Origin of the sequence: Ascidiaceihabitans sp., from assembly GCF_039986515.1 — a bacterium.
Classification (GTDB): Bacteria; Pseudomonadota; Alphaproteobacteria; order Rhodobacterales; family Rhodobacteraceae; genus Ascidiaceihabitans.
The window spans coordinates 1,143,251-1,164,971 of record NZ_JBDWQO010000007.1 but is presented as its reverse complement, the minus strand read 5'-3'; the positions used below and the strand labels follow the sequence as shown (position 1 = coordinate 1,164,971).

Here is a 21,721-nt window from a genome sequence, read left to right as displayed (position 1 = left end):
ACCGGTGCTGTCTGTGCTTGCTTTGATAGTACCCCCGCCCCCTGACCATTTTTGCAGCATTTGATTGCTTAAAGCAGTGTCGTTTGGTTGCGTGCAAACTGTTGAACCGTCTTTCGCTGCAATTTCGTTAGGTCGTTGGGAACGTGCGCACTTCCAATCAAATGTCTGAGTGCAAGCGTGCATTCACGCCATTTTGTCACAATCTGCTGTCTGCGCGGCAAGGGCAAACCCGGGAAATGATAGAAGAGGCAAGTCTACAAACTGCCCTTGCTTGACGTGGCTGGGATTATCGATGTGGCAACGCAGGTTTTCACGTCGTTTATGGGGCGATGATGGCGGCAGTGCGGGTACGCACACAATTTGTCATTGAAGTATTGCAATGCAGAAATTTGCAATGTTATAACATAACAAATTGGAACCTTAGACGAGAGCCACGCCCATGCCACCCACTGAAAAACGTCTGCCCGTGACATTGCTGACTGGTTTTCTTGGAGTTGGGAAAACCACCTTGCTCAACACGATCCTGTCGACCAAGGCAGGTCCCAAGATTGCGGTCGTCGTGAATGAATTTGGTGAGGCGGGGTTGGATCATGATCTGATCGAGGCTGTGGATGAAGACGTTGTGCTGATGCAGTCGGGGTGTCTTTGTTGTTCTATTCGCGGTGATCTATCGCGCACCTTGCAAAGCCTGATGTTTCGTCGAAAGACGTGGCGCGTCAAATTTGACCGTATCGTAATCGAAACCACAGGCCTTGCGGATCCGGGTCCTATTCTTCAGACTTTTTTAGCGGATCACTATTTGGCGTCAAAATTCCGTATCGACGGCGTTGTGACGGTCGTGGATGCTGCAATGGGTCCAGATACATTGGACCGCCAATTCGAGGCCGTTTCGCAGGTTGCGATGGCAGATTTGCTTGTTCTAAGCAAAACAGACCTTGTGCCAGACGCCGCATCCCAAGCCTTTGAGGCACGACTGAAGACCCTGAACACCACCGCAAAAATTTTGCGCACCCAAAATGGTGGGGTGCCCACAGAGGCGCTTTGGGGGCTAAGTGGCATGCACCGTCAAGGCAAAACCGAACCGGTCATGGACTGGCTGATGCCGAATACACCCCCCACACCTGATGATCCGTTGAGCAACTTATCGGGTTTCGTTTCTGCCCCGCCTCTTGCGGCGCATTCACACCTACATGACGCGCGCATCGGTTCGGCCTCTATCGTGCTGGAACGTCCGATTTCTGCCGATGCCTTTGATCTTTGGCTTGATACGCTGATCAAACTGCGCGGGCCAGACATCTTGCGCGTCAAAGGCATTGTGCATGTCGAGGGCGTGGATACGCCGTTTGTGTTTCACGGCGTCCAACACCTCTTTGATCCACCTGTGCCATTGCACGATTGGCCGGCGGGCAACCAACAGTCCCGGATTGTCGTCATCGCCCGGGACATGACCCGCCCGGAACTGGCCCGCAGTCTTGATATGTTGCGCGCTTGGCAAACAAATGAAACCGCCGCTTCCCTGGAAAAGGAAATCCAACCATGACTAAAAAACTACCTGTCACTGTCTTGTCCGGCTTTCTGGGCGCGGGAAAAACGACGCTTTTGAACCGGGTTTTGAACAATCGCGATGGCCGGCGTGTTGCGGTGATTGTCAATGATATGTCCGAAGTGAACATCGACGCGGACCTTGTGCGTGCAGACACGGAACTGAGCCGCACGGATGAAACCCTTGTCGAAATGTCGAACGGGTGCATCTGTTGCACGCTGCGCGATGATCTGTTGGCCGAGGTGCGACGTCTGGCGGCCGAGGACCGCTTTGACTATTTGCTTATCGAGTCCACCGGTATCTCTGAACCCTTGCCCGTTGCGGCCACTTTTGATTTTCGGGACGAAGACGGGCAAAGCCTGTCCGATGTCTCTAGGCTGGATACGATGGTGACTGTTGTGGACGCTGTGAACCTTTTGCGCGACTATTCCAGCCACGATTTTCTAAGTGATCGCGGTGAAACTTTGGGCGAAGACGATGAACGCACATTGGTCAATTTGCTGGTGGAACAAATTGAATTTGCCGATGTTGTGGTTCTGAACAAAGTTGCCGACGCGGAACCCCACCAAGTTGAAGCCGCACGTCAGATCATTCGCAGCTTGAACGCAGATGCGCGTATCATCGAAGCCAATCATTCTGATGTTCCTGCGGATGCGATTTTGGATACGGGGCTTTTTGACTTTGAAAAGGCCCATGATCACCCGATGTGGGCAAAAGAGCTTTACGGATTTGCCGACCACGTCCCCGAGACCGAAGAATACGGGGTTGCCTCATTTGTTTACCGTGCCCGCAGACCGTTTGAGCCAGAAAAGATCCTAGAGGTTTTGAACGGCGACCTGCCAGGCGTGATCCGTGCCAAAGGGCATTTCTGGATTGCGACGCGTCCGAAATGGGTGGTGGAATTTTCGTTGGCGGGGGCCTTGTCGTCCATCAAGCCCTTGGGAACGTGGTGGGCTTCTGTGCCAAAAGAAAGCTGGCCGCCGCAAGACAGTGTGCAAAACTACATGACCCAACACTGGCAAGAGCCATGGGGGGACCGTCGACAAGAACTTGTGTTCATCGGTGCAGGTATCAATTGGGCGGAGCTGAAAGCGAACCTTGATGGGGCGCTTGTGTCTAAGGATGTGGCGTCATCGCCTGATCGTTTGCCGGACTTCCCCGATCCCTTTCCCCAATGGCGCATGAATGAGCGGGCAGCATGACATTTTTACAAAAGGTTTTGCCAAACGGCACCGCCGGGATTGGTGTCGTGCAAAACCCCCAAGACCTGAACATGCTAACCCACCCGGAGTGTGCGGGCGTGATCTGGCAGCGCGACATGCCAAGTCCCTTTCAGGCGTGGATCGACGGGTTAGAACCTGATCATTTGCCGTCCACGCGCATGGTCGTGCAAACGCAAGACGTGCGGGCTGCCGTATTGAACGCCTGCTGTGATGCTGGCATGGAAAATTCTGCGCATCGTCAACACCTTATCAATGACATCGCAGGGCTAGTGCACCGGTTCCGCGATATAATGGACGTCAGTTACATGCGCTTGCGTTTGGACCGTGTCACGACCAATGCCTGCCGCAAGTTCCATGTTGATGCCATCACGGCGCGGCTGGTGTGCACTTACCGCGGCACCGGCACGCAATATGGCACCTCTAGGGAACACGCAGACCCTGACGTTATTCACACGGTTCCAACCGGTGCACCGATCCTGTTGCGTGGCGCGTTATGGCCGCAGCAAACACCCACAGGGGTGTTGCACCGCTCGCCTCCGATTGAAGGGTCAGGCGAGACGCGGCTGGTTCTGGTTCTTGACCCAATCTTTGACCTAGAGGATGAGATGTGAGCGCTGTGTGCAGCGTCCATATCGCAACACCACGACCGCCAAGCATTTGCTTTCCGGTGCGAAAAGAGGCTGAGTAAGAATGCGGTGATCGCTTTGTTGAACACTGAATAGCAAAACGCGAGGGGCCAAAGCCCAACCCAGTTCAACCCAGTGACAAAACGATCCAAACGCTTTCTTTGAATGGGCGAGTGTGATGTGGACGATGTCACGGCTGCGCGTATAATTTTCGGATTTGTTCAGCAAAGCGCCCGGCCACAACCGAAAGCGAGCGGCCTTTAAGTTGCGACAGATGCACAAACGTTGGTGCCTGATCCCGAGATGACAAAGCGCGATAGTCCAGCTTTTGTGACGACGGTTTGCCGCATGTGGCGATTTCGAAACCGATTGTGTCAGCACCCTGCATGATTGTCCCGGCGGCATTGGCAGGAATTTCAATTGAAGTGCGCAAAGGACCCGACACCGGCAATGCCCAACGATCCATGTATTTACCGTTTCTATGAAATTGTTGGCGTATATGCCCCGACCCTTAAGGCGCTGATTGAAGAAGAATTTGGCAATGGAATTATGTCGGCTATTGATTTCGAGATGTCCGTGGCACGGGTCAAACATGACAAAGGCGCTCGGGTGAAGATTGAACTGTCTGGGAAATACCTTGCATATAATGCGTGGTGATCTGGTGACGGAACAGACAGACAACGGGTTCACGCAGGACCCAATTGCCTGCCTGATGTCGGCGTTGACAAAGCTGGACCTGACCGTGCGCAATGAAATCGCGACGGGTCTGGATCAGTTCTTGCTGCGCCACCTTGGGTTTTTCAATGTCGAACCCGCAAGCCGAGGGTATATGATCCGTCTGCGCCTGCCTGCCTGCCAGATGCGTGGCGATCAGATGCAGGCGATGGCTGAGATTGCCGACACCTATGGCCCAAGCCATGCCCATGTGACAACGCGCGGAAACCTTCAGGTGCGTGAAATCGCACCCAAAGATGTGCTGAACGTGATGGATGCGCTGACCGAAGCGGGACTGTCGTGCCAAGGGTCCGGCGCGGATTCCGAACGCAATCTGACGACTTCCCCCGCAGCGGGGTTTGATCCGGTCGAATTGATCAACCTTGCCCCGCACACCCGCCGTAATGACATCGCGTTCCAAGCCGTCAAAGTGGGTAAAGACGCGCCGGTTGATCCGGGGATTTACTGCCGTATCGGGCTGGAGGGTATTTCGGGGCACCGCGACCTCACATGCGAAACCGGGATGGTGTGCACCCACAATCTGATGCACGTTTCGAATACGCAGGGATTGCGCTGGAAACGGGGCGTCTGTCTTGTGATCAAATGCGCAGTTTGGGGCGGATCGCGATGGTGCATGGCCGCAACGACATCCGGTTGACCGTCTGGCAAACGGTTCTGATCCCGCATCTGACAGACCTAACCGCACAAAGCCTGATCGACGGGTCGCGCACGCTACAACCCCGCCTTTATTCGATTTCCTCTAGCCCCCAGAAACACCCCGACGAGGTGCCTTTGACGATCGGCGAAATGCATTAAACCCACAACGGGCGCAAAGGCAAAGGCGTGACATCGACCTATCTGGCCGGTCGTCTGCAAGTGGGTGGCGCCGTGGGCGTTTATGTGCACAAAGCCCCCCATTTTCACCTGCTGGATGATGATACTGTCCCTTTGATCATGATCATGATCATGATCGGGCCGGGCACTGGCATCGCACCGTTTCACGCGTTTCTGCAAAGATCGTGAGGCCCGTGGTGTGACCGCAGAAAACTGGTTGTTCTTCGGTGATCAACACGCAGCCAATGACTACTTTTACAAAGACGCGCTAGAGGCCTGGGACGCGAACGGTCACCTTAATACACTCAGCTTGGCGTGGTCGCGTGACACTGATCACAAATGTTATGTGCAACATTTGATCGAACTGGATGGTGCCGCTTTTTTCGCATGGCTTGACCGCGGGGCGGCGATTTACGTCTGCGGTGATGCACTTCGGATGGCGGCCGACGTTGATGCCGCGATCCACCGTGTTGTCGCAGAATACGAGAAACTGGACGCAGATGCGGCAAAGGCTTATTTAGACGCGTTGCGAAAAGCACATCGTTATCAAAGAGATGTGTATTGATGTGCAAAACGGTGGTGGTCTTTATGTCGGGCGGTCCGGCTTTGCAGAGCCAAACGCACGCCGCGCGATTTTTTTCAAACGCGCAAAGCGGATTTCGCGATCTAGGCTTTTGTTGCGGGGCATACGGTTCCAGTCCATCAATATTTGGGTCTTCTGTAGAAATTGAACAGAGGGATCGTCTTGATCGATAAAATCATACCCTGACCAGAAGGCTTGCGTAATGTCGGGGGGAACAATCTGGCCGTTTGGGATTTGATCCACGTCCCCAACCATCTGCACATAACTTAAAAGGACCCGTGCGATGTCATAGGCCACGGGGGCATAGCTGATGCCCAGAAAATCCATTGCATAGGTTTTTTGCCCCGCAATCATCAAATTGTGGATGTTCAGGTCGCCGTGCTTTGCTGCAATTTTTGTCGTGTGTCCCGAAGCAGCAGGCACATGGTCCTGAAGCTGCATTGCCAATTCAATAAAGCGTTTCTTTCCGTCTATGTTTCTTTCCCCACGCTCCAGCTGACCGGCCAAGTGCAACACATGTTGGGCCATAAACTTGGGCTGAAATGTTCTTTCCTCCTGAAACGTGCCTTTGTGATAGGCGGCCAGCCATGCCCCTACTTTTTTCAGGGCCGCGGTGTGGTCTTCTTGTTCGCGACACAAAGACAGAACTGTGTCTCCGGGGATGTATTCCATCACGTAGGATTGGCGGGATGCGTCTTGCACCAATATTTTTGGGACACCTGCAACGGGGGATGTTTCAAGTGCGGTTTGGGCAAGATTATGCGCTGTCAGAATGTCTGAAAATGCAGCCTCGTCCATTGGGCGGGCCGCGTGTTTCAGCATCAAGGTTTTAGCGTTCGTGGCATCGTAGCGCTGCAATATATGCAACCTGTTTGGATCGTTTTTCAACCATTCCTGAGTGCATTTGTAAGGTGTCGCATCTTGTCCGATACGCGGTGTCAGTACCTCAAAGCTGTGTCGTGCCGCGCGTCGCAGTTTTTCGCCGTCGCCGTTCTTGTCACTTGGATGATCTGCCTGTTTCAAAGCGATTTGTAATCCTTGTTTGTTCCCGATGCCCTGGTTGTGTTCGAACACCCGCCAATTTTTTGGCGTCGTTTTGTAAGACGCATCGAATTGCTTGAAGTAGTTGGTTGTTAACGCGCCATATGGAAGCAGTTTAACATCCAACGCGCCGCGTTTTTCAAACAAAAGCGTCGTCAGTGCACCGGGGCCAGAAAGCCAGAAAATCCCACGCACTCTGGCGTCTTTGATGTTGCGCAAAACCTGATCCAGATACATTTCAATGAACGGGGATTTCGCGGGGGCCGCCATAAAGCCGTTGATTGCAGCGCAGTTCGGGTATCTGGTCATGGACGCGGCCCATGTGTCGCCGACCTCTTGGCCCGCAAAACCGGCTGCTGCAAATTGCGGGTAGCTGTCCGCATCGCAATACAGCCCACCGTCTTGCGCCAGCCGATACAGCCGAAATACATCTGATCGAAGTGCCGGATGATCCAGCGCCGCGAATTCCGACGCTGCAGAGGCCCCGAAATATTCCCGAATATAGGCGGCGGCGGATACATCCGAATACAAGTGATGAGTTTTTGAACAGCCTCGCCATTCCTGAATGGCGCCCGCGACATCTGCGGGGGGCGCGTCTTGGTCCCAGAATTGAAAAACGTCCGCCCCCTTTGCCGCGCTGGCGCCAGCTTTCGACGTATGCGCACCATGCTGACAGTAGACGGCCCATCCCATGGCCTCGAAACGTGTCATTGGGTGCGCGTCTGCATCCCTTGAAATCGCAACCAACTCTGTTGGTGCGGTGTTTTGTAGATCTTGCAAAATGGCCGCGAACAAACGGGGTTGGGCACCGGATGTGAATTTTCCAAACGCGGATAAGCTGGTCCAGTCGGAAAGACCATGGTCAGAAAGAACCCAGTCCAGAATTTGGAAAGGCACACCCGCGACATCAACGGTGCTGCGGTCCAGTTTTTGCAAATAGTCGTCGAGGCGTTGGAAATCCGTGTTGGCGACAAAACTGCGTATCTTGGTCCGCTTTGAGGACGTCAGCTTTTTGGTCATCTCGGTCTCCATTTCCACTGAGCCTAAGGCATAAAGGGCGGCATGGAAAACCTGTTTTCAAATGTGACCAAAAGGGTTCTGAGCCTAGGGCAGGGCGTTCGACGGTGCTGTTCCAACAAAGGCTGTGGCTTCGATTTCCAGCAAGGCATCATCTTCGACCAATCCCGCCACAACCAACATCGACATGGCCGGGAAATGTCTACCAAGGACGCGGCGGTAGACGTCGCCGACTTCGCGTTGCCGTGCAGCGTATTCTGCTTTGTCGATCACAAACCACGTCAACCGCGTGATGTCTGTCACCGATCCGCCTGCAGCTTCCACGATGGCCACAATATTGCGCAGGGCCTGTTCCATCTGGCCGATAAAATCATGTGACGCGAATTGCTTTTCGGCGGTCCAACCGATCTGGCCACCGATATACAACGTGCCATCGCGTGCCAGCATGCCGTTTGCATAGCCTTTGGCCGGCGCCCAGCCTTCGGGGTGAATGTTTTTGGCAGTCATGTTGTGCTCCGGATATAGGGGGTAAATGCCGCGCGTGTTGTGGTGGGCCAAGGTGTGGGCTGTCCATCTTTGGTGATGTGGACAAGGGTCGATGTGCCCTCAAAGCGTAATCTGTCGCTGGCTGTTGCGCGACATTCGAACGTCACGCTGGTGGTGCCCAGACGGTGTATTTGCAGGGCCAGTTCCAGATGATCGCCATGTCTGCTGGGGGCGGGAAAAGTCACATCGATCTGGACAGTGGGCACAGCATAGGCACCATGCAGCGTTTCAAAGGGATATCCGACATGGTCGAAGAAGGTTTCGATCAGATCATTTATCATCTCGAAGTAGCGCGGATAAAACACCAGTCCGGCGGGATCACAGTGCTTGAAAAGCACTTTTTGAGGGATGGAGAACACCATGAAAAATCAGTGCTTTACTTGGGTGACAGGGGCCGGTTGTTTCAGCAGGAAACGCTGGATCTTACCGGTTTGTGTTTTGGGAAGCGCGTCGCAAAACACAACGCTGCGGGGGTATTTGTAAGGCGCAATTGTTGCTTTGACATGGTCTTGCAGCGCTTGGACCATCTGTGGTGACGGGGTGTGTGCGGCCAGAACAACATGGGCTTGCACGATCATGCCACGCGCATCGTCGGCCGCGCCAATGACGGCACATTCCGCGACAGCTTCATGCGACAACAAAGCGGCTTCCACTTCGGGGCCTGCAATATTGTAACCTGCGCTGACAATCATATCGTCGTTGCGTGCGGCGAAATACAAGTACCCCATGGCATCCATCGTGAAGGTGTCGCCGGTGATGTTCCAGCCGTCTTTCACGTAGCCCGCTTGCCGGTCGTCGTTCAGATAGCGGCACCCCGTTGGGCCGCGCACCGCCAGACGGCCGGGCGTTCCGAAAGGCACGGGCGCACCTGCATCATCCACGATTTTAGCTTCATATCCCATCACAACACGGCCGGTGCAGGCTTGTTTGTGGTCGTCAAAACGGTTGGAAATGAAGATGTGCAACATCTCTGTGGCACCTATGCCGTCCAGCATGGGTTTGCCGGTTTTTGCAATCCAGTCCTGATACACGGGCGCAGGTAGGGTTTCACCCGCAGAAACAGCTGCGCGTAGGCTGGACAGATCGGCGCCTGCATCCATCGCCGCCAACATCGCGCGGTAGGCGGTGGGGGCCGTGAAACACACGGTGGCTTTGTACTTTTGGATGATCTCGACCATGTTGGGCGGCGATGCGTCTTCAAGCAGGGTCGCTGTCGCCCCGAAGCGCAGTGGAAAAATGGCCAGTCCCCCCAACCCGAAGGTAAAGGCCAAAGGGGGTGAGCCAACAAAGACGTCTTGCGCATCGACTTTCAGAACTTCCGCGGCGTATCCGTCCGCCACAATCAGCAGATCGCGGTGAAAGTGCATCGTGGCCTTGGGCGCACCCGTTGTGCCAGAAGTGAACCCCAGCAAAGCCACATCATCCGACGCAGTGGCCACAGCACTGTATTGCACAGGCTTTTCCAAGGCCAAACGGTCCAGTTCCGCATCATGGTTCGACGTGCCGTCAAAGCCCGTCACGCGGACCAAATGCGGACATTGGTCAGCGCATTTGGTCATTTCGTCCATCAGGCGTGTGTCACAGAGGGCGTGAGTGATTTCCGCCTTTTCAACGATCTGCACCAGCTCAGCGGCACGCAGCATGGGCATGGTGTTGATCACGACGGCACCTGCTTTGGTGGCGGCCAGCCAGCAGGCGACCATGGCGGGATTGTTGGCCGACCGGATCAACACGCGGTTGCCGGGTTTCAGGCCCAGATCATCGACCAGAGTATGCGCCAGACGGTTGGTCCAATCCGTTAACTCTTTGTAGGTGCGCCGCCTGCCGTTGCCGATCAACGCGGTATGGTCGCCATATCCCTTGTGCACCATGGCATCCGTCAACTCGACGCCTGCGTTCAATCGGTCAGGGTAATCGAACCCGTCCAGCAAAAAGTCCGGCATCCTGTCAGCCGGGGGCAAGTTGTCACGCGCAAAGGTATCGATATGTGCGGTTCGTCCAGACATGAGGCTTCTCCTAAGGGCGGGGTGTCGCTAGGTGTGTGCGCCAAGCGTTTGACGGGCGATAATGACGCGTTGAACATCGGACGCGCCCTCGTAGATGCGCAAGGCACGGATTTCGCGGTACAGTTTCTCGACGGTTTGACCGGACCGGACACCATCGCCACCATGTAATTGCACAGCCTTGTCGATGACCTTTTGGGCTTGATCGGTGGAAAACAGTTTGGCCATTGCGGCCTCGCGGGTGATGCGCGGCGCACCTGCATCTTTGGTCCAGGCCGCGCGGTAGACCAGCAAGGCGCTGGCATCGACGTCCATTGCCATGTCTGCGATGTGACCTTGCACCATTTGCAAATCAAACAAAGGTGCGCCCTGAACATGGCGTGTGGTGACGCGGGTCAGCGCCTCGTCCAAGGCGCGGCGCGCAAACCCAAGTGCGGCTGCAGCAACGGTTGAGCGAAACACATCCAGAACTGCCATCGCTATTTTGAAGCCGTCGCCGCTGTGGCCCAGCATGGCGGATGCAGACACACGCACATTGTCAAAGCGCAGCGTGGCAAGGGGATGCGGGGCGATGGTGTCCAGACGCTCTGCCACAGTCAGGCCCGCGGTGTCGGCGGGTACAATAAAGGCCGATAGCCCCTTGGCGCCGGGGCCGTCACTTGTGCGCACGAATGTGGTGTAGAGATCCGCAATCCCGCCGTTGGAAATCCAGGTTTTTTCTCCGTTCAACACATAGGTCTCGCCATCCTGAACGGCTGTCATGGTAGAGTTCGCGACATCTGACCCTGATTGCGGTTCTGTCAGCGCAAAGGCTGACACAGCAGCACCGCTGCGCACGCGTGGCAACCATTGCCGCTTTTGGTCATCGGTGCCGAACAGTGAAATCGCGCCGGTGCCCAACCCTTGCATGGCAAAGGCGAAGTCGGCCAAGCCGTCATGGCGCGCCAGCGTTTCGCGGATCAAACACAGGCTGCGCACGTCCAGCGGCGCGGCGCTGTCGGGATCAACAGCTGCAAAGTTCAACCACCCGCCATCGCCCAAAGCCGCGACCAGGGCGGCGCAGGCGGCGTCCGTATCAGTATGGTCTATACCGGCCAGATTGTTTGCGGCCCAAGCATCAAGGCGCTGGGCCAGATCGCGGTGCCGGTCTTCGAAAAACGGCCAGTTCAGAAAGGTTTTGTCTGCCATCAGGTGCCCTCGAATACCGGTTTTTCTTTGGACACAAAGGCGGTGTAGGCGCGTTCAAAATCGGCGGTCTGCATACAGATCGCCTGCGCTTGGGCTTCCGCCTCGATGGCTTGTTCGATGGACATCGACCATTCTTGCGCCAGCATCGTTTTGGTCATCATGTTGGCAAAATTGGGACCAGATGCAATACGCGCTGCCAAAGCCTGAGACTCCGTCTCAAGCGCTGGCGCGTCCACAAGTTTGTTGTAGAACCCCCAAGCCGCCCCTTCGTCGGCGGTCATGGACCGACCGGTATACAAAAGTTCAGCGGCGCGGCCTTGGCCTATGATGCGGGGTAGGATCGCGCAGGCCCCCATGTCACATCCCGCAAGACCCACGCGCGTAAACAGGAACGCGCATTTGGCGGCAGGGGTGGCCACGCGCAGATCGCAGCACATGGCGATGATGGCGCCAGCCCCCACGCAGACGCCGTCAACAGCTGCGATCACGGGTTTGCCGCAGTTCACGATGGCCTTGACCAAATCGCCTGTCATGCGGGTGAAGGTCAAAAGCTCTTTCATGGACATTTTGGTGAGGGGGCCGATGATGTCGTGCACATCCCCACCAGAGCTGAAATTGCCGCCATTGGATGCAAACACCACTGCGTTCACATCATCCGCATAAACCAGATCGCGAAACCAGTCGCGCAGTTCTGCATAGCTGTCAAAGGTCAGCGGGTTCTTGCGGTCGGGGCGATCCAGTTTGACCGTGGCGATGCCGTCTTGCAAAGTGCAGCTGAAGTGTTCGACGTCGGTGCGCATGGTCATTTGGTTTTCTCCTGTAGGCTGGTGTCGAGCTGCTCAAGCCGGCCAGCAATGTCGCGTGCCTCCTGACCTGAAAAATCTACCAACATATCGTTGATCCATGTCTCGTGGGCGGCGGCCTGAATGGCGAATTCTTCGTGGCCCCGTGTGGTCAATCGCACCAATGTGGCGCGGCGATCACCGGGGACGGGCACACGCACAATCATGCCGTCTTCGGCCAAGCGATCCACAATGCCGGTCACATTGCCGTTGGACACTTTCAAAACGCCTGAAAGCTGGCTCATCTTCAGACCGTCTTCATAGCGGCTGAGGGCCGCCATCAAATCAAAACGCGGCAGGGTCGAGGCAAATTCCACCCGCAGGTTTTCACGCAATTGCGCTTCGATGGCGCGGCTGGCTTTCAGAAAGCGAAGCCAAAGACGCAAGCGTTCTTTTGATGCAGGATCTGTGTCGGTTTCGGGTCGGGTTTTGTTCATATCTCGCCTCCTGACACGCTTAATGCATGTCCGTTGATGCTGGATGCCCCGTCCGAGGCCAGATAAAGTGCGGCAGACACCACTTCGTCCACGTCGATCATACGCCCCATCGGGTTGCCCGACACCACCATCTTTGTGGCGCGAGCTTCGTCAACGCCACGCGCCTGCATCACAGATGCAACTGCGGCTTTGGCCATGTCGGTTTCCACAAAGCCCGGGCAGACCGCATTGCAGGTGATGCCTGCGCTGGCCACTTCCTGAGCGACGGAACGCACAAGGCCGATGACGCCGTGTTTTGAGGCGCAATAGGCCCCGATGCGAGGACCGCCTTGCAATCCGGCAGTGGATGCAATGGCAATCAATCGCCCGCCTGCCTTCATTGTGCGCAAGGCCCCGCGAAATGTCAGGAAGGTGCCGGTCAGATTGACGGCCAACGTCTGGTTCCAGTCATCCAGTGACACGTCGGTCAAGGGGGCTGCGCGGCCCATGCCTGCGTTGGCAACCACGATGTCGAAAGGCTGTTCAAACAGCGCATCAATGGCGGTTTCGTCGCAGACATCCGCTGTGATACACGTCATGTCGCGCCCGGTGGCGGTTTCGGTCAATGCGTCTGCGCGACGTCCCGTTATTGTCACGGCATGGCCTGCATCCGCAAAGGCCTGTGCCAGCCCGCGCCCGATGCCTGACCCGCCGCCCGTCACCAAAACCCGTTTCATCTTGTGCCTCCCGTTTCAGTTTGTTTGTCCGCCAGACGCCATGCCTGATCGCGGCCGGCCTCGTAGGGTAGGGGCCATGTCGCGTGCCGGTCACCAAGGTCTGTTGCTGTGCGCAAGGTCCAATAGGGGTCGGCCAGATGCGGACGCCCAAGACAGACCAGATCGGCACGCCCCGCCATCAGGATCGAATTGACATGGTCGGCTTCGAAAATGTTACCAACGGCCATGGTTTTAATACCCGCTTCGTTGCGAATACGGTCCGAAAACGGTGTTTGGAACATGCGGCCATACACTGGCTGCCCTTGGATCGAGGTTTGCCCCGCTGACACATCAATGATGTCGGCGCCTGCGTCCTGAAACATCTTTGCCACGGCCACGGCATCTTGCGGCGTCAAACCGTCGTCTCCTGCCCAATCATTGGCCGAAATACGCACGGACATAGGCTTGGCGGCTGGCCAGACTTTGCGCATGGCGTCATACACCTCAAGCGGGTACCGCATGCGATTGTCCAAGCTGCCGCCGTACGCATCTTCGCGGATGTTCGACAGGGGCGAGATGAATGACGAGATCAGATAGCCGTGTGCCGCGTGCAATTCGATCATGTCGAAGCCCGCGCGATCCGCCATTTGCGCCGCCGCCACAAATTCGGCTGTCACGCTGTCCATATCTGCACGGGTCATGGCGCGGGGGGTGGCATTGGCGACGCTCCATGGAAGGGCAGAGGCGGACAGAAGCGGCCAGTTTCCATGTTCAAGCGGCGTGTCCATGCCTTCCCAACCGATGTTTGTAGACCCTTTGCGCCCGGCGTGGCCGATCTGGCAACAGATCTTGGCGTCGGTCTCAGAGTGGACGAAATCAACCAGTCGCGCCCATCCTTTTTCATGTTCGGGGGCGTAAAGGCCCGGGCATCCCGGTGTTATCCGCCCGTTGGCCGATGTGCAGGTCATTTCGGTATAGACCAACCCTGCGCCGCCCTTGGCACGTTCGCCGTAGTGGATCAGATGCCAGTCGCCGGGGGTGCCGTCTGTGGCTTTGTATTGCGCCATAGGGGACACAACCACGCGGTTTTTCAGGCGCATATCGCGCAGCTGGAAGGGGGCGAACATGGGCGCGCGCGGTGGGGTCGAAGGGGGCGCACCCGCTTGATCCTGAAACCACTTTTCGGCGGACGCCAACCAGTTGGGATCGCGTGCACGCAGGTTTTCGTGGCTGATGCGTTGGCTGCGCGTCAGCAAGGAATAGTTCAGTTGCACAGGGTCCAGATGCAGATAGCGTTCGACATCTTCAAACCATTCCACCGAATTGCGCGCCGCCGATTGCAGGCGCAACACCTCAAGGCGGCGGCTGTCTTCGTAAGCGGCGAAAGCCTCCGCGCGGGTGGGGCTGTTGTGCAGGTGTTCGGCCAGACTGATGGCGCTTTCCAATGCCAGCTTTGTGCCCGATCCGATGGAAAAATGCGCGGTCGCTGCTGCATCGCCCATCAAAACGACGTTGTGGTGGCTCCAGGTTTCGCACAACACGCGGGGGAATTTGATCCAGGCTGAACCACGAATGTGGTTGGCGTTGGTCATTAGGGCGTGTCCGCCCAAGTGGTCTTTGAAGATCTCTTCGCAAATGGCGATGCTGTCGTGTTGGGACAAATCGGCAAAGCCGTAGGCATCATAGGTGGCTTGGCTGCATTCGACGATGAAGGTCGCGGTGTCATCGTCGAATTGATAGGCATGCGCCCACACCCAACCTTTGTCCGTTTGCTCGAAGATGAAAGTGAAGGCGTCATCGAACTTTTGATGTGTGCCCAGCCAGACAAAAGGGCACAGCCGCGTGTCGATGTCGGGTTTGAATGTGTCGGCAAATTCCAGCCGCGTTTTCGAATTCAACCCGTCGCAAGCCACAACCACGTCGAAGTCCTGCATATAGTCAGAGGCTGCCCCGACTTCGGTTTCAAATCGCAGGTCGACACCCAGCTCAATGGCGCGTTCTTGCAAAATTATCAAAAGGCGTTTGCGCCCGATGCCACAAAACCCGTGGCCCGTAGACAGCATTTTTTGCCCCATATGAAGCGTCGCGACATCGTCCCAATAGGCGAAATGTGTCCGGATGGTTGCGGCACTTACGGGATCGTTGGCATGTAGGTTTCCAAGCGTTTCATCCGACAAGACAACGCCCCACCCGAAGGTGTCATCGGCGCGGTTGCGTTCCAGAACCACAACCTCGCAGGCCGGGTCGCGCAGCTTCATCGAGATTGCGAAATACAGGCCGGCAGGTCCGCCACCAAGGCAAGCGATGCGCATGTTAAGCCACTTTCATCTATCTAGGGTGCTGTTTTCAAGATGATAGGAAGATGGGCGATTCACTTCAAGCTTTAATATTTTATGTTTGAAGTAATTGTAGGGTGCGTCAATCTGCGGAACGCTGTCCGGGATACAAATTCAGCCGTTCTATTTCTTGGTTAACGAGATCCTCAAGCTGCTCTAAAAGTAACTCGTTGAGCTCGTAAAAGCTGTTCAGGCTGCGCATAACACTGTTGCGTACTGGTTCGATTTGCGCATCTTGCAAGGCAGTTTGACTTGCGCCGATCCGCTCAAGGTTGCTTTTGAAGACTTTTATGACGTCTTCGAAGTCTATCGCCTGCGTATCCCCCTTGGATGTCGATTGCTGAATTTCCCGGACCAAGGACACGACGTCGTTGAAACGGGTCAGCTGATCCTCCAACTGTGACTGCGACACCAGTTCAACAGCTTCGATATCTTCCGCATTTTCAATGAACCAATTGGCGACACCCACAAACGTCAGATTGAAAACCACAACGCCAATGGCCAACCACCCGAATGCGGATCCGATTAGGCCGTGCAAATATCCCCCCGGCGGCACTGTTTCTGTGCCCTGCGCAGGCGCTACAAACCCTGTCGAAAACGTCCCCCACGCCCTGTAGGCCCAAACAACGCCCACCGCTTGCAAAACTGCCGCAAACGCCAGATCAGCCAAAGGCATGTGCGGGCGCCACCTGATGGAAAATACGTCGCTGATGGAAAAAATGGTCGTGGGGCCCAAGTCTGCCAAGTCGAAACCGGTGCCAAAAAAGATGGACGCTTGTTGCACCAGTGTCGTGATGGTTCGAGAGGTCCATGTATTTCCGGATGGTAACAACCCTTCGATGAAAAACAAAACAACCAGCAGCGCGGCGGCTTGCACCGACATCAAGATCACGGAAAACACGGGTCTGCGTTGGGAAGATGTCATGACCAAAAGGGTCGCTGCGAAAACGGTCCAGAACTGGACAAAGGGGCCGGACACATCTTTGCCAAAGGTCCAGAACGGGCGTTGTGATTGCGCCAGATTTACAGTGAATTCGAACCCTATGCACATCAAGAACAAAGCAGGCACCAGAAGATACTGCATCACCAGCAAATACATCCTGTGTGACGTATTGGTCTGGTGGGTGCGGCGCAGCTGTATGACTTTGTGCGTTGCGAGAAAGATCAGTACCAGTGTCAGAAAATCGGACGGCCAAAGACCGGGAAAGGCAGTGAGATAAACGGCATAGCTTGTGGGTACAGGCCAAAACGGGGACAATGCAACGGCACAGATCAATCCTGCGGTCAGGCAGGCCATAACGGGCCAGCGGGGCGCTTGTAACATGCCCAGAACAATCATCAGAACAGGCAGCAGATTGGATTCAGGGCGCAGGTGGATGACCGCCTTGAACACCTGTTCCGCGTCCAATTGTTCCAAAAGCAAAACATCGTCGATGCTGAAGGCCTTGGTGGTCACAGAGCCAGCGACACAAAGGGCCAACAGGATTATCCAGTCTGTCGGGGTCCAGCGACGGTTCGAGATTTCCCCAAACGCTTCCGGAACGCTTGTCAGACGGAACACCAGAACCATTGCGGCAATTGTCCAGAATTCGCCGGTTGTGACCACGGTGCTGACGGTTGATTGCGTCCAGCCCAGCAAAAATGGCATGCCTAGCACCATCAGCGCAGGCAGGGCGCGCAACCCCCAGCGACGTCCCGCTATGGCACTTGCTGCCAGCGTCAATATGGACAGGTTTAATGTCAGACCCAGATACCTCTCAGCACCTAGCCAGAGGGGATATAGCAACAAAAGCAGGGCGGGCGTGTCCAGATACGCGCGTGTCCATGCGTTGTGGTTCGGTGCACGTTTCGGGCGTGCTGGCTTGGGGTCAGGGGTTGGGTCTGGTTTATTGACCGGTTCGGGGTTCGGCGTTTTGCGTTTTTCGTATTTGGTGTCTTGTGCGCTGGAGGCTAAAGGATCGCTCATGATGCGACCTGCGCATATTGCGGGAAAACACGGCTGATATAGCTATTGACGGGGCCCGCAATCAGCCCATCGACAAACAGCGCGATCCCAAGCAGGCCAAAGGCGCAAAACAAGAACGAAAGATCAGCCAAAAGGTCCGACGTGTTTGAAAACTCGATGATGAAGTCGGACAGCGGGTGCGTGACAACCAAAGACCCAACTGTCAAAGCGGCATGTATAACGACCAGTCGCCACAGGCCCGCGCGGCTTAGGGCGGCTGTTGCAAGAAGTATGGCCCAGATAATCATAGACAGACCGGAGATAATGTTGAACCCGCCAAAAAAATCCTGGTTTTGTTCTACAAGAGTTATGCAAAAAATTACGGCGATCAAAATGACACTGCTGGCGATGGCGACCTGTGCAATCATCGCGCCCGCATTGCGCAACATGCCGCGTCGGGCGTTGCGCTGGATGGTTTGAACGTGCTCATTCTGCACGACAAAGACTGCAACCACGGCGGCTGCAAAATAGCTCCCAAAAATGGCGTTTGTGATAATATGGAATGCTAGATCGTCGGGCAAACTGCCTTGATGGGTGATCAAATCCATACCGCCGCTGACTTGAAGAATGATCAGCACAACCAAAACAATCAACACGATATGCGTGCGCCCGTGCGCGTTGGGATAACTGGGTAGCCTTTGTGCATGTTTTGCCTGTTGGTCCCAAGCCACATGGCAGGCCAATGTGACCGCGGGCAGGGTCATCAATGTCAAAATGGGCAACCACGCGAATGTGCTGGCGTCCCAATCCGCGACCTCATTGCCTGCAAGGTAATCTTGAACAAAAACAACGGTGAATACAGCCGCCAAGTAGACCAGAACAGATCCCGGCCAAAGCAACCAGCGCCGCCGGGTCAGGATCGGATCACCCGCTTTAAGGGCCGCGATGCCCAGAACCTGGACCATCAGCAACAAGGGGGGCCATACGGTATCAATCATACCCGTCAAAGATGTGGGCGTCACAAAGGACATGGTCGCCAATGCATCCTTGATCTGGGTGTGCAATACAGCCCCTAATGCCACGATGCCAAAGCCCGCCATAAGGCGTGTGTTTGTGATGTGCATTTTGATGTCGCCGATGTCTTGATCGAGCGCGTTGTCTTCGGTCAGATCATCATCCAGAAATCGCAAAAATACGCCTTCTCCGGCCACAAGGCCTGCGCCCATTCCCAGACGGTCCTTGACTGTGTCGAGGTAGTTCAAGGATTTCAGGATTGAGACAGTGGTGTCGCTGTAGCTTTCGTTTGATTGCTCCATCAGTCCGGCAAACATCAAGGCCAGCTGTTCGCGCAAGGCATCTTTTGTCTGTTTCGGGGTGTGCCGCAAAATCGCAAGACGCAGCCAATCGGGAAAGCGGTGATTGTCCATCCATGGCAGCCCTGCAAGGCGCATGGACAGATCGTCATCCAGCGGACGCCCCAGGACTTCACCGCTTAGATACAGCACCATGTCGTTGTTGAAACTGGGCACCGCCGCGAGGGCCGCACATAGGGTCACGCCGTCCCGACTGCCCAGATAGCCAAAAATCTGGCGGACCAGATCATCGGTTTCTTGCGGGCTGGGTGCGACGTCGGACAGGTAACGCGGCGCATTGATGCGCAAGGACGCCAAAAAGCGGTCGTCGCGTTTTTGGTAGATGCGGGTTTTGGGCATTTGGCCATCGTTGGAAAATGCGTCCAGCGCCCGGCCTGCCGCCACGACGCCTGCATCGCTGGCCTCGAACAGGGTGACACCCATCGCCTTCAGCATCCGCTCGGACCGGCCCCACCGGCCTTTGGGCACGGGAATGAAAGCCATGACAATCTGATAGTCTTCCACCATGGCGTCGATACGGGTTGCATCGGATGCGCGGCGTTGGCGGGCCAAGATATCATGCGCTGTGCCGAACAGGATCAAGCGCCCCCCGCGATACCGTTTCAAGACTTGTGACAAGGCCTCCTGCCGTGGTCCGTCACGTTTTCCTTCGGCGAAAACGGCCTTGTCCACAGCCGCCCCCAGATCATATTGGGCATAAGAGGTATCATTGGCTTGCAACCGCTGTTGAATGCGGCGGATTACAAGGCGCCGGTGCGCGTTTACAGATCGCCCTTCGGCTAAAAGCAGATACTCGGTGTTGCGACGTTCATCCAGATAGGACACTTCCAACTGGCCGGGGCGTTTTGTGGCGGCGGCCACAGTGGCGCGCATATCCAACCTTTTGCCCTGTTCCAATCGTGGCGCTTTGAAGCGTTCCATCGCCCACCGCAAATGCGGAGTGCGCGACAGGGCCAAGTCCCGCGCTGGAACGGCCATGTTTTGGAATTCGCGGCCCAATTCGGTTTTACGGGTCAAAGCCGCACGTTGCGCACGGCGGCCAGCCAGCACAAACCAAGCCACAAGCAAGAACGGCAACATCAGATACAGGGGCTGCAAAATGCGCCCGATTGCAAAGCGCAACACCCTCTCATGGGGCAGGTCGGCGCGATCCGTCACAAAGATGGTGCCGTCCACGACATCGGTTTGTGCCCCTTGTGGAACTGCAAGACCGGGCTCGGTTATGGTGGTTTTATCTGCGGGGGTAATATCTGCCAAATTGCCCAAACTTAACAGAAGACCACCCATTACCAGAACCACCCCGACCGCAATCACGGCAAAGCGCAAAATCTGTTTGCGGCTTGCCCAGCTTACGACTGTGCCAACGTCAACTTTTGGAGGTTTGGAAACAGGGACAGGCTGTAGCAAACTGCGCAGAATAGCGGCGTCTTCGCGGGCGGCGCAGAGCACACTGACCAGCCAGTTTGTGGCTTCATTCGGGGTCATTTGCACGCCAATGTCATGCAATTGCGCAAACAATGCGTGGGCGCGGGTGTGTCGGTCCAGACTGATGGTGACGCCGGCTTCGCGCAAACGGGCCACGATGATATCCAGATCCCAGCCTTGCGGCAGCGGCTGCTTCCGCTGTGATGCGTGGCGTGTGGCCAAAGCAAGGGTTTCGGCCGTTTCCGTCATATGGAAAGTCCCAAGGTCACCTGTCTATTCCGCCTCAAGATCAATACGGGTCTTCATCAAAATACCTTTGAAAGCACGCACTTTCGGGTGGGCGTCGCTGATGGTTTCCGTGGGCTGCACACCAGCGGTCGCAAGGGCGGAGACAAAGGAAATCAGTTCTGCTGTAGAGGGTTTTTTGTTCTCGATGGTTTTGCGGATCATCATGAAATAATCGACGGCAGATGTGACCAACGGGTCTGAAGGGGACAAGGTGCCATCGGCGGCGGACGCGCTTGCGATGATCCGGCACAATCGCGCATCCGTCGGGGTTTCAATCCAGTGGAACACACTGCGGCGCAAAAACGCGTCCGGGAAACTGCGTTCTGAGTTAGAGGTGATAAGCACAACAGGAAAGGTTTCGGGGGCGGCCTGCAAGGTGATGCCAAGCTCTGAGATGGTAAAGCGCATGTCTTCGAATTCGGCCAGAACATCATTGGGCGCATCGCGCGGCGCCTTGTCCAGTTCATCGACCAAAACGATGCTGCGTTGGGGGTGGCTGACATCGCCTGCGTCACGAAAGACATAAGCGAAAAGCTGGCCCAGTGTGACCTCTTGCGAGGATTCCAATCCGTGATATGCGCCCCCAAACAAGGCATCGGGGCCTTTGTCGGTTAATCGGACCACTGCGTCCGGGCCTGCGGACAAAACGATGGCGCGGCCCAAACTGGACAAAACCACATAGTCCAGCAATCCTGCCGTGCTGCTGGGATTGGACGCATCGCGAAAGCGGGCCACTTCGTTGAAGGAATAAAACAAATCCATTCCGGACGTGGTGGATTTTACGTGAATGGGGGGTAAAAACGGCAGCTCTAGTTTATGCGCCAAAGCCCGTGCAAAGGATGTTTTGCCGACGCCGGGTTCGCCCGCAAGGATCAAAGGCTGCGACAACAGCATCGCGGCTTTCGAGGCTGTGACAAGCTGATCATCGTCAAAGTCGTAGCCATTGTTTGTGCGCGGACGATGGCGCCAGGCCACGGGTAAAGTATCGATCAAATCGCGGGTCAGTCCCGCAACACCGGATATCAACAGATTGGCCAGTGAGTTGTCTGTCATTTTGAGGCT

Annotated in this window: 21 protein-coding genes; 8 read left to right on the top strand and 13 right to left on the bottom strand. The window is 55.9% G+C overall.

The window, feature by feature from the left end; translation table 11 throughout:
* Positions 1 to 439: 439 nt before the first annotated feature.
* The 3 genes from ABJL60_RS08415 to ABJL60_RS08405 are packed head-to-tail and all read left to right on the top strand — an operon-like array spanning position 440 to position 3,377.
* A complete protein-coding gene (locus ABJL60_RS08415) occupies positions 440 to 1,540 on the top strand; it encodes a GTP-binding protein (RefSeq protein ID WP_348373832.1) in 1,101 nt (366 codons plus the stop codon).
* Positions 1,537 to 2,745, top strand: coding sequence for a GTP-binding protein (locus tag ABJL60_RS08410; protein ID WP_348373831.1), 1,209 nt, complete (start codon positions 1,537 to 1,539; stop codon positions 2,743 to 2,745). The genes ABJL60_RS08415 and ABJL60_RS08410 overlap by 4 nt, the downstream gene beginning before the upstream one ends.
* Positions 2,742 to 3,377 (top strand): DUF1826 domain-containing protein, encoded by a 636-nt coding sequence (locus ABJL60_RS08405; protein ID WP_348373830.1) that lies wholly within the window; start codon positions 2,742 to 2,744, stop codon positions 3,375 to 3,377. The genes ABJL60_RS08410 and ABJL60_RS08405 overlap by 4 nt, the downstream gene beginning before the upstream one ends.
* A gap of 205 nt (positions 3,378 to 3,582) precedes the next feature.
* On the opposite strand, the gene ABJL60_RS08400 is transcribed toward ABJL60_RS08405, so the two are convergent.
* A complete protein-coding gene (locus ABJL60_RS08400) occupies positions 3,583 to 3,858 on the bottom strand; it encodes a hypothetical protein (RefSeq protein ID WP_348373829.1) in 276 nt (91 codons plus the stop codon).
* Here ABJL60_RS08400 and ABJL60_RS08395 point away from each other — a divergent pair.
* The 5 genes from ABJL60_RS08395 to ABJL60_RS08375 are packed head-to-tail and all read left to right on the top strand — an operon-like array spanning position 3,843 to position 5,505.
* The gene (locus ABJL60_RS08395) at positions 3,843 to 4,049 is read left to right on the top strand and encodes a hypothetical protein (protein ID WP_348373828.1); all 207 of its coding nucleotides are present in this window, start codon (positions 3,843 to 3,845) and stop codon (positions 4,047 to 4,049) included. The genes ABJL60_RS08400 and ABJL60_RS08395 overlap by 16 nt on opposite strands.
* Positions 4,039 to 4,764: a hypothetical protein gene (locus ABJL60_RS08390; RefSeq protein ID WP_348373922.1), complete on the top strand. Its 726-nt coding sequence runs from the start codon at positions 4,039 to 4,041 to the stop codon at positions 4,762 to 4,764. The genes ABJL60_RS08395 and ABJL60_RS08390 overlap by 11 nt, the downstream gene beginning before the upstream one ends.
* Complete coding sequence (locus ABJL60_RS08385; protein ID WP_348373921.1) at positions 4,674 to 4,922, top strand: hypothetical protein; 249 nt, start codon at positions 4,674 to 4,676, stop codon at positions 4,920 to 4,922. The genes ABJL60_RS08390 and ABJL60_RS08385 overlap by 91 nt, the downstream gene beginning before the upstream one ends.
* A 27-nt stretch (positions 4,923 to 4,949) precedes the next feature.
* Positions 4,950 to 5,129: a hypothetical protein gene (locus ABJL60_RS08380; protein WP_348373827.1), complete on the top strand. Its 180-nt coding sequence runs from the start codon at positions 4,950 to 4,952 to the stop codon at positions 5,127 to 5,129.
* Positions 5,130 to 5,139: 10 nt separating this feature from the next.
* Positions 5,140 to 5,505, top strand: coding sequence for a hypothetical protein (locus ABJL60_RS08375; RefSeq protein WP_348373826.1), 366 nt, complete (start codon positions 5,140 to 5,142; stop codon positions 5,503 to 5,505).
* A 21-nt stretch (positions 5,506 to 5,526) separates the two neighbouring features.
* Here ABJL60_RS08375 and ABJL60_RS08370 read toward each other — a convergent pair whose 3' ends face one another.
* The 12 genes from ABJL60_RS08370 to ABJL60_RS08315 form a co-directional block, all read right to left on the bottom strand.
* Positions 5,527 to 7,584, bottom strand: a complete 2,058-nt coding sequence (locus tag ABJL60_RS08370) for a phosphotransferase (RefSeq protein WP_348373825.1) — start codon at positions 7,582 to 7,584, stop codon at positions 5,527 to 5,529.
* Positions 7,585 to 7,668: 84 nt separating this feature from the next.
* Positions 7,669 to 8,088, bottom strand: coding sequence for a RidA family protein (locus tag ABJL60_RS08365; RefSeq protein WP_348373824.1), 420 nt, complete (start codon positions 8,086 to 8,088; stop codon positions 7,669 to 7,671).
* A complete protein-coding gene (locus tag ABJL60_RS08360) occupies positions 8,085 to 8,489 on the bottom strand; it encodes a thioesterase family protein (RefSeq protein ID WP_348291543.1) in 405 nt (134 codons plus the stop codon). Before ABJL60_RS08360 ends, ABJL60_RS08365 begins: the two co-directional genes overlap by 4 nt.
* Before the next feature lie 6 nt (positions 8,490 to 8,495).
* Positions 8,496 to 10,133: an AMP-binding protein gene (locus ABJL60_RS08355; RefSeq protein WP_348373823.1), complete on the bottom strand. Its 1,638-nt coding sequence runs from the start codon at positions 10,131 to 10,133 to the stop codon at positions 8,496 to 8,498.
* Positions 10,134 to 10,160: 27 nt separating this feature from the next.
* The gene (locus ABJL60_RS08350) at positions 10,161 to 11,318 is read right to left on the bottom strand and encodes an acyl-CoA dehydrogenase family protein (protein ID WP_348373822.1); all 1,158 of its coding nucleotides are present in this window, start codon (positions 11,316 to 11,318) and stop codon (positions 10,161 to 10,163) included.
* A complete protein-coding gene (locus ABJL60_RS08345; protein ID WP_348291587.1) occupies positions 11,318 to 12,118 on the bottom strand; it encodes an enoyl-CoA hydratase family protein in 801 nt (266 codons plus the stop codon). Before ABJL60_RS08345 ends, ABJL60_RS08350 begins: the two co-directional genes overlap by 1 nt.
* Positions 12,119 to 12,120: 2 nt before the next feature.
* On the bottom strand, positions 12,121 to 12,597 hold the full coding sequence (locus ABJL60_RS08340) for a MarR family transcriptional regulator (RefSeq protein ID WP_348291537.1): 477 nt from the start codon (positions 12,595 to 12,597) through the stop codon (positions 12,121 to 12,123).
* Positions 12,594 to 13,313 (bottom strand): SDR family NAD(P)-dependent oxidoreductase, encoded by a 720-nt coding sequence (locus tag ABJL60_RS08335; protein ID WP_348373821.1) that lies wholly within the window; start codon positions 13,311 to 13,313, stop codon positions 12,594 to 12,596. Before ABJL60_RS08335 ends, ABJL60_RS08340 begins: the two co-directional genes overlap by 4 nt.
* Positions 13,310 to 15,604, bottom strand: coding sequence for a bifunctional salicylyl-CoA 5-hydroxylase/oxidoreductase (locus tag ABJL60_RS08330; protein WP_348373820.1), 2,295 nt, complete (start codon positions 15,602 to 15,604; stop codon positions 13,310 to 13,312). The genes ABJL60_RS08335 and ABJL60_RS08330 overlap by 4 nt, the downstream gene beginning before the upstream one ends.
* 106 nt (positions 15,605 to 15,710) lie before the next feature.
* Positions 15,711 to 17,594, bottom strand: a complete 1,884-nt coding sequence (locus tag ABJL60_RS08325) for a hypothetical protein (RefSeq protein WP_348373819.1) — start codon at positions 17,592 to 17,594, stop codon at positions 15,711 to 15,713.
* A complete protein-coding gene (locus ABJL60_RS08320) occupies positions 17,591 to 20,620 on the bottom strand; it encodes a hypothetical protein (RefSeq protein WP_348373818.1) in 3,030 nt (1,009 codons plus the stop codon). The genes ABJL60_RS08325 and ABJL60_RS08320 overlap by 4 nt, the downstream gene beginning before the upstream one ends.
* A gap of 24 nt (positions 20,621 to 20,644) precedes the next feature.
* Positions 20,645 to 21,712: a MoxR family ATPase gene (locus ABJL60_RS08315; protein ID WP_348373817.1), complete on the bottom strand. Its 1,068-nt coding sequence runs from the start codon at positions 21,710 to 21,712 to the stop codon at positions 20,645 to 20,647.
* Positions 21,713 to 21,721: the final 9 nt, after the last annotated feature.